Raw genomic sequence first — 6,938 nt, 5'->3', positions numbered from 1 at the left:
CGCGGCCGTCCGGTGGCGCGGCTCGGTGCCGGGCCACCGGACGGGTTCGGGCGATCAGATCGCGGTGAGGGTGAGGGTTGCGGTGTAGGTCCCCGCGGCCGTCTCGGTGGGTACGCTCAGCCGCAGGCCCGCGCCCAGCTGTGCGGTGCCCCGCCCGGCGCCGCCCGGCGCCGTGCCGAGCACGGCGCTGTTGCCGAGGCCGCCGCCGGTCCCGACGACGTACGGCGTCACCTCCGGGCCGGCGACCACGCCCTGGCCGGAGCCCTGGGCGAGTACCCGGGGGGTCCAGCCGAGGTAGCCGGCGCTGAACGTCGCACCGTTCGGACCGGTGAAGTCCGCCGGGATCTGCCCGGACGCGCTCCACCCAGGCTGACCGGCACGGGTGTCGGTCACCGTCACCGGCCGGAGCTCGCCGGTGCTCTCCCACCGGTCACCGCCGGCGGCCAGCTGCGCGGGCGGCAGCACGACGGCCCGGTCGTCCGGGTCGACGCTGATCACCAGGGAGCCCTGCGTCTCGTCGATCGACGCGGTGATCGTCTGCGAGGTGCCCGGCTCCGGCGGGAACGCCACCCAGAGGGTCACCGGTTCGCTGGTCGCGGTCACGGCGTGGTCGTCGTCGTAGAGCTTGACCACGTATTCGCAGGCGTTCAGCTCCCGAGTGGCGGTGAACGAGTAGCTGGCGCCCGCCTCACCCGCGATGATGGTCCAGTCGTCCGCGCCGGGGCACCTGCTGAACCAGTGGTAGTGGTTCAGCTCGGTCTGCGGCGTCTGCACCGCGTTGAGCGTCACCGTGTCGTTGGGCTGGTACTCGTCCTCGGCCATGCCGCTGATCGACAGGCTGACCTCCGGCCCGCCGCCGGACAGCGCGCCGACGACGAAGGAGTAGTCGACCGGCCCGGTGCTGACCGTGGTGCCGTTGGTCAGCGTCGCGTCGGCCTGGAACTTGAGGGTGTAGTTGCCCAGCGCGCTGAATGCCCAGTTCGAGTGCGCGTGGGTGTGCACCGGCACGTCGATCGCGTCCGGCAGCCCGTCGTCGGACCGGAACTTGATGATCGGACCGCCGAACGAGTCCTGCGTGAACAGCGTGACGTTGCCTGGCCCCTGCACGTCGACCAGGCTCAGCCGCACCTTGTCACCCTCGAACACCCCCGAGTCGAGCGTCGTGGTGTTCCACCCCGGCCAGAGCAGATCCGGGTCCTGGGTCATCGGCAACAGCCAGACCTGGCTGCCCGCCGGGCCGAGGAACGCGAACCGAGGATCATTCGGAACGGCCATCGCCGACTCCGGCAGGGCCTGGAACGTCACGTCCGCCGGATCCCGCGTCACCGACGGGCTGACCGTGTCGTCGTGCACCTTCAACGACAGCGCACCACCTTCGTAGTGCACGTCGACCGCATCGGTGTGCCCCTTCGACAGCACCACCTTCTCGGCCGCCGACGCCCCGGTGGGCGCCAGCACCGTGCCGGCGACCACCACCGCCCCGGCCATCAGGGCCGCGAAACCGCGCGCCCTCACCGTCGAATTCATACCTCCCCTTTCACACCACGCGCCCCATGCGCGCGGTGGTACATGTGGCCCCGGACCGGTGCCCTTCGACGGGCGGTGCCTCTCGCGTCGTGGCCTAGAGCAGGTGAACTCACCATGACGCCTTGCGTACGCCGGGCAGCTCACCTCGGAGGGCCAGCTCGCGGAACCGCACCCGGGACAGCCCGAACCGGGTCAGCACGCCGCGCGGGCGGCCGTCGATCTGATCCCGGGAGCGCAGTCGCACCGGGCTTGAGTCCCGCGGCAGCCGGCTCAGCTGGCGGACCGCCTCGGCGCGCACGTCCGGGTCGGTGTCCGGGTGGCGGATGGCCCGCTTCAGATCGGCCCGAGTCTGGGCGTGCCGGGCCACCAGGTCCTCGCGTCGGGCCTGCCGGTTGCCGAGGCTCTTCTTCGCCATCAGCGGGCCTCGCGGAACTCGACGTGCCGGCGCACGACCGGGTCGTACTTGCGCAGGACCAGCCGGTCCGGGTCGTTGCGGCGGTTCTTGCGGGTCACATACGTGTAGCCGGTGCCGGCGGTGCTGCGCAGCCGCACGATCGGACGCACGTCGGTCTGCCGGGCCATCAGACCGTCACCCCCCGGGCGCGAAGCTCGGCGACGACCTTCTCGATGCCCTTACGGTCCACGGTCTTCAACGCCTTCGCGGTCAGCGTCAGCCGGATCCACCGGCGCTCCGAGGGCAGCCAGTAGCGGTGGTTCTGCAGGTTGGGATTCCACCGACGGCGGGTGCGCCGGTGGGAGTGCGACACGGCGTTACCGAAGCTCGGCTTCGCGCCGGTGACGTCACAACGTCGGGACACAGTAAACACTCCTCCTCGAAGGCTCCACGATAACGACAACGGTTTTCAGTTGTACATCATCCGTTCGGTGCGCCCTGAGGCGGGTCGCGGACGATCTCCACGAGGCAGTCGGTGCCGAGGCGGTAGCCGACGCCCCGCAGCGTCGTCACCACCGGCACGTCCGCACCGACCTTGAACCGCAGTCGACGGACATGGACGTCGACGCTGCGCGGACTCGTGTAGGGCTGCCCCCAGACGCGGTCCAGCAGCTGGCGTCGGGTGAAGACCTGACGTGGGTGTTCGGCCAGGCACAGCAGCAGGTCGTACTCCCGACGGGTCAGCACGACTTCGCTGCGGCCGCGGTACACCGCTCGTGCCTCGGGATGGATCCGCAGGTGGAGGCCCGGCTCGCCGGCCGACGGCCCCGAGCCGATGTCGCCACTCAGGAGGGCGAACAGGGCGTCGATCCGCGCGTCTCCCGCTGCGGAGGCATGCGGGTCGAGCCGTACCTCGACCGTCACGGTGAGCATGTCGCCGGCCCGGCGGGCCTCGATCAGCCGTGATCGGGGACCACCGTTCGCTTCGGGAGCTTCCATGTGCTTAGAATGACAACCGTTTTCAGTTAAGTCGAGAGGAGTGCGATGTCGTCGTCACCACAGGCCCCGGTTGACGCCGCGCCAACCGACGCCGATACCCGTCCGTCGCTGACCGTGCTGTCCGGGTTCTGGCCGGCGGCGACCTTCGCCGTCGCCCGCGCGCTACTCGCCGCCGACCCGTCGTTGCTGCTGGTGCGACACGACCTCACCGGCATCCGGGACGGCATCGTGCGTCGCGTCGTCCGGTCCGGCCCGGCTGGCATCATCGAGGACGAGCAGGTCACCCTGGTGCACGGCTGCGTGTCCTGCACGCTGCGCGAGGACGTGCTACCCACCCTCGCCCGGCTCACCCGCAGCCAGCCCGGCCACGACCTGGTGCTGATGCTGCCGGAGGTGGTCGAGCCGGAGGCGGTCGCCGCGGCCTGCGCCCACTGCCTCGTGGACGGCGCGTTGATCACCGACCTCATCCGCATCGACTCCTACGTCACCGTGCTCGACGCCGAGCACCTGCTCGACGGCCTCGCCAGCACGGACGACCTGACCGCGCTCGGCATCCAGGCCGCCGAGGACGACCACCGTGCCCTCGCCGACGTCGTGGTTCGGCAGATCGAGTACGCCGACACCCTCGTGCTGTGGGGCCAGTCCCGCGAAGGCGCCTTCGACACCAGCAGGATGTCGGTCCTGCTGCAGCGAATGGCCCCGTGGGCGGCGCAGTTCCGGGTCGACGAGGATCTCGTCGACGCCGACGCGCTCACCCGCCAGTTGCGCCACACGCACCGGCACCGGCCGGAGACCCCCGGAGTTCTCGCCCGGGGACTGCAGGGTTACGCGCTGGGCACGCACGAGCCGGAGGCCGATTGCGGTGTGGTCTCCGTCGTCTTCCGGGCCCGTCGCCCGTTTCACCCGCAGCGGCTGCACGACGTGCTGGAGGACGTCAACGCCGAGATGATCCGCTCCCGGGGTGTTTTCTGGCTGGCCAGCCAGCCCGACACCGTGGTGGCCTGGGAGTTCGCCGGTGGCGGTCTGGCCATGGGCTCCCTCGGGCACTGGCTGGTCAGCCTCCCCGAGGACCGCTGGGAGCACGTCTGCGACCAGCGCCGGCTCGCCGCCGCCCTCGAATGGGACCCCTACTACGGCGACCGCCACCAGCACCTGGTCTTCATCGGCCTCGACGTGGACCCCGTCGAGCTGCACCGCACGCTCGCCGGCTGCCTGCTCACCGACGCCGAACTCGCCGACGGCGAGGAAACCTGGCGCAGCTACCGCGACCCGTTCGCCGGCTGCTTCCCCCTCGGGGCGGAAGAACTGACCGACACCGACACCGACACTGACACCGAAGGAGCTCAGCGCGCATGAAGCCCGGCATCCACCCCGAGTACCGCCCCGTCGTCTACCGCGACAAGGGCGCCGACTTCGCGTTCCTCACCCGGTCCACCGCCACCAGCGACCAGACGATCGAGTGGACCGACGGCAACACCTACCCCGTCATCGACGTCCAGATCTCCTCCGCCAGCCACCCCTTCTGGACCGGTAAGCAGCGTCTGCTCGACACCGCCGGCCGGGTGGAGAAGTTCCGCCAGAAGTACGCCCGTCGCGGACCCCAGACCAGCAGATGAGCACCGGCGTCCCCGTCGACTGGGCCGAGCTGTCCCCGCAACTCGTCGACGCGGCCCGGCGCGACCGGGCCTGGTACCTGACGATCGCCCGTGAGCTGGTCGGTCCCACCGACCGGCTCGCGGTCGACGTCGGCTGCGGTGCCGCCGGCATGGCCCTCGCGATGGCCCGGATGATGGCCTGCGGCCGGGTCGTCGCGGTGGACGCGCACCCGGCCGTGCTCGACGCCGCCCGCCAACACATCCACGCCCAATGGTCCGACCCGCGGGTACGCGTCGAGCCGCTGCGCGCCGACATCCCCGCCGACACGGCCGCCCTGCGCGAGATGCTCGGCGCTCCCGCGGACCTGATCTGGGCCTCGGCCTCGGTGCACCACGTCGGCGACCAGCAGGCGGCCGTCACCGCCCTCGCGGGCCTGCTCACACCCGGCGGACGCCTGGCCCTCGCCGAGGGCGGCCTGCCCGAGCGGAACCTGCCCTGGGACCTCGGCCTCGGCGAACCCGGGCTGGAGGGGCGGCTGCACGCCGCCCAGGACCAGTGGTTCGCCCGGATGCGCGCGGACCTTCCCGGGAGCCGGCGGATGCCGTACGGCTGGACGGAGGCGTTGCGCCGGGCCGGCCTGTCGCCGGTGACCACCCGCACGACGCTGGACGAGCAGCCACCACCCCTGCCCGACAGCGCGCGGCGGGCCGTCCTGGCGGACCTGCACGGACGGGTCGACCGGCTGCGGCCGACCGGCCTGATCAGCGCCGCCGACCTCGACGCCTGGGACCGCCTCCTCGACCCCGGCGACGGGCAGTGGCTGGGACACCGCGCCGATCTCTTCCGGCTAGGCGCCCGCAGCGTCCACGTCGGCGTGCGCCCCTGAGCCGGCATGTCCACGCGCATGGTTCCGGATGAGCAGTTGCGGGCCGCGGGGCTGCTTCCCACCACCCAGCGCCGGGCCGTGCTCGCGCTGCTGGTCGGACGTTCCCGCCCGCTCACCGCTCAGGCGGTGCACGCCGAACTCGCCAGCACGGTGGGAGGCGTCGGCCTGACCACCGTCTACCGGGCGCTGCACACCCTCGCCGACGCCGGCCTGCTGCACACCTTCGACCTCGACGGCCAGCGCGCCTACCGCCACTGCGGTGCGGCCCCACACCAGCACCTGATCTGCGACCGGTGTGACGCGGTGCTCGAGTGCCCGCCCGATGTGGTGGCGAGCTGGTTGAGTGAACTGCACCACCACACCGGCTTCACCCCGCACGCCGACCGGCTCGACCTGCGAGGCATCTGTGCGGCCTGCGCTCCCACCTAGCGACCGCGGGCGCACCTCGCGCACGGACGGCTGGTACAGAAGGGTCATGCTCTGGGACCGCGCCAGGTGGGGCCAGGGCTCAGATCGTCATTCCTTGGGCCCACCGGCACGTTGCACGACCTCCAGCACCATCCTGACCTGTTCCGGAGTCTCGACCGGGCCGAGCAGCACACCAGGTTCGGCGGGTGAGCGCGGCGGTTCGTGCCGGGCCAGCAGCAGCACGGCGGGTGCCCGATGGCAGGCGCCCAGACACTGGCTGCGCACCAGCACTCCGCCGCGGCTGCGGCGGACCGCATCCCGAAGGATGTCAAGAAGCGGTCGGTGACCGCCGTCGGCCCCGGTGGCTGTTCTGCCGCGTAGTGCGCGGCAGCGGTGGGCGTCACACACCACCACCGTGACGCCGACGGCGTCCGGTGAGACGAACGGTCCGGGGATCATCGGGCTGAGGTGTCGTGCATGGCGAGCATGGCGTGGTCGCCGCGCCGCCAGACGGTACGGCAGCAGCGGAAGCCGCCATCCAGGGCGGCGACGCGATGCCAGTCCAGGCCGCCGACGAACTCCGCGGACGTCATGCCCGCCATGGCCTGGGCGCGGCTGCGCAGTGGCTCGCGCAGCGCCGGCTCACCGGCGGCATCACTCCACCATCGCGACCACGGGGCAGACAGGTCGCAGTCGTCCCGCCGTGCTGGTCCGCCGAGGGCCGGTACGGTGTCGGCCATCAGCAGCACCCCGCCCGGATTCAGGACGGTACGGATCTCGGCGTACAGCTCCCTGGCCCGGTCAGCCGGTAGGAAATGCAGCGTCATCACCACCAGCACGACGTCGTACCGCCCGCTCGTCGTGGCCCGCCACGCCGCCGTGCTCAGGTCCGCCGGCAGCACCGACATCGAGGCGGGCAGGCCGGCGCGCGCCAGGAACAGCAGCACCGGATCGGCGTCGAGCACCGCCACCTGGGCTGCGGGCCACCGGCGCAGCGCGGCCTCGGCGGTGGTGCCCACCCCACCGCCCAGGTCCAATACGGCGGCCGGAGACCGGCCGAGGATCTGCTCGACGGCGTCGAAGCCGGCCGCGAGGCAACCGTGGCGGCCGGGCAGGTAGTGCCTCATC

11 protein-coding genes are annotated in these 6,938 nt (G+C 71.9%); 4 read left to right on the top strand and 7 right to left on the bottom strand.

Going from position 1 to position 6,938, the window contains the following annotated elements; genetic code table 11:
• Positions 1–54: 54 nt before the first annotated feature.
• The 5 genes from F8274_RS03345 to F8274_RS03325 form a co-directional block, all read right to left on the bottom strand.
• Positions 55–1,527 carry a choice-of-anchor M domain-containing protein gene (locus F8274_RS03345; protein WP_192579685.1) on the bottom strand — a complete coding sequence of 491 codons (1,473 nt, stop codon included), beginning with the start codon at positions 1,525–1,527 and terminating at the stop codon, positions 55–57.
• Positions 1,528–1,636: 109 nt separating this feature from the next.
• On the bottom strand, positions 1,637–1,942 hold the full coding sequence (gene rpsN / locus F8274_RS03340; protein ID WP_151460772.1) for a 30S ribosomal protein S14: 306 nt from the start codon (positions 1,940–1,942) through the stop codon (positions 1,637–1,639).
• The gene (gene rpmG / locus F8274_RS03335; protein ID WP_013287204.1) at positions 1,942–2,109 is read right to left on the bottom strand and encodes a 50S ribosomal protein L33; all 168 of its coding nucleotides are present in this window, start codon (positions 2,107–2,109) and stop codon (positions 1,942–1,944) included. The genes rpsN and rpmG overlap by 1 nt, the downstream gene beginning before the upstream one ends.
• Positions 2,109–2,345, bottom strand: a complete 237-nt coding sequence (rpmB, locus tag F8274_RS03330; protein ID WP_132261328.1) for a 50S ribosomal protein L28 — start codon at positions 2,343–2,345, stop codon at positions 2,109–2,111. The genes rpmG and rpmB overlap by 1 nt, the downstream gene beginning before the upstream one ends.
• 56 nt (positions 2,346–2,401) lie before the next feature.
• On the bottom strand, positions 2,402–2,854 hold the full coding sequence (locus F8274_RS03325) for a winged helix-turn-helix domain-containing protein (RefSeq protein ID WP_370518189.1): 453 nt from the start codon (positions 2,852–2,854) through the stop codon (positions 2,402–2,404).
• A gap of 111 nt (positions 2,855–2,965) precedes the next feature.
• On the opposite strand from F8274_RS03325, the gene F8274_RS03320 reads away from it, so the two are divergent.
• The 4 genes from F8274_RS03320 to F8274_RS03305 are packed head-to-tail and all read left to right on the top strand — an operon-like array spanning position 2,966 to position 5,831.
• On the top strand, positions 2,966–4,276 hold the full coding sequence (locus tag F8274_RS03320) for a GTP-binding protein (RefSeq protein ID WP_151460770.1): 1,311 nt from the start codon (positions 2,966–2,968) through the stop codon (positions 4,274–4,276).
• Complete coding sequence (locus F8274_RS03315; RefSeq protein ID WP_151460769.1) at positions 4,273–4,536, top strand: type B 50S ribosomal protein L31; 264 nt, start codon at positions 4,273–4,275, stop codon at positions 4,534–4,536. Before F8274_RS03320 ends, F8274_RS03315 begins: the two co-directional genes overlap by 4 nt.
• Positions 4,533–5,402 (top strand): methyltransferase, encoded by an 870-nt coding sequence (locus F8274_RS03310; RefSeq protein WP_151460768.1) that lies wholly within the window; start codon positions 4,533–4,535, stop codon positions 5,400–5,402. Before F8274_RS03315 ends, F8274_RS03310 begins: the two co-directional genes overlap by 4 nt.
• 6 nt (positions 5,403–5,408) lie before the next feature.
• Positions 5,409–5,831: a Fur family transcriptional regulator gene (locus F8274_RS03305; RefSeq protein WP_151460767.1), complete on the top strand. Its 423-nt coding sequence runs from the start codon at positions 5,409–5,411 to the stop codon at positions 5,829–5,831.
• An 87-nt stretch (positions 5,832–5,918) separates the two neighbouring features.
• On the opposite strand, the gene F8274_RS03300 is transcribed toward F8274_RS03305, so the two are convergent.
• Positions 5,919–6,269, bottom strand: a complete 351-nt coding sequence (locus F8274_RS03300) for a (2Fe-2S) ferredoxin domain-containing protein (RefSeq protein WP_151460766.1) — start codon at positions 6,267–6,269, stop codon at positions 5,919–5,921.
• Entirely contained in the window at positions 6,266–6,937 is a 672-nt protein-coding gene (locus tag F8274_RS03295; protein WP_192579684.1) for a trans-aconitate 2-methyltransferase, read from the bottom strand. Before F8274_RS03295 ends, F8274_RS03300 begins: the two co-directional genes overlap by 4 nt.
• Position 6,938 lies beyond the last annotated feature (1 nt).

Source organism: Micromonospora sp. AMSO31t (assembly GCF_008868175.1).
Classification (GTDB): Bacteria; Actinomycetota; Actinomycetes; order Mycobacteriales; family Micromonosporaceae; genus Micromonospora.
The sequence above is the reverse complement of the archived record's forward strand: the minus strand, read 5'-3'. Positions and strand labels throughout refer to the sequence as shown.

Coding starts and splice junctions, on each gene's coding strand:
- F8274_RS03325 (WP_370518189.1), bottom strand. CDS start 2,854: ATGCTCACCGTGACGGTCGAGGTACGGCTCGACCCGCATGCCTCCGCA.
- F8274_RS03345 (WP_192579685.1), bottom strand. CDS start 1,527: ATGAATTCGACGGTGAGGGCGCGCGGTTTCGCGGCCCTGATGGCCGGG.
- F8274_RS03320 (WP_151460770.1), top strand. CDS start 2,966: ATGTCGTCGTCACCACAGGCCCCGGTTGACGCCGCGCCAACCGACGCC.
- F8274_RS03305 (WP_151460767.1), top strand. CDS start 5,409: ATGTCCACGCGCATGGTTCCGGATGAGCAGTTGCGGGCCGCGGGGCTG.
- F8274_RS03295 (WP_192579684.1), bottom strand. CDS start 6,937: ATGAGGCACTACCTGCCCGGCCGCCACGGTTGCCTCGCGGCCGGCTTC.
- rpmG (WP_013287204.1), bottom strand. CDS start 2,109: ATGGCCCGGCAGACCGACGTGCGTCCGATCGTGCGGCTGCGCAGCACC.
- F8274_RS03315 (WP_151460769.1), top strand. CDS start 4,273: ATGAAGCCCGGCATCCACCCCGAGTACCGCCCCGTCGTCTACCGCGAC.
- F8274_RS03300 (WP_151460766.1), bottom strand. CDS start 6,269: ATGATCCCCGGACCGTTCGTCTCACCGGACGCCGTCGGCGTCACGGTG.
- F8274_RS03310 (WP_151460768.1), top strand. CDS start 4,533: ATGAGCACCGGCGTCCCCGTCGACTGGGCCGAGCTGTCCCCGCAACTC.
- rpsN (WP_151460772.1), bottom strand. CDS start 1,942: ATGGCGAAGAAGAGCCTCGGCAACCGGCAGGCCCGACGCGAGGACCTG.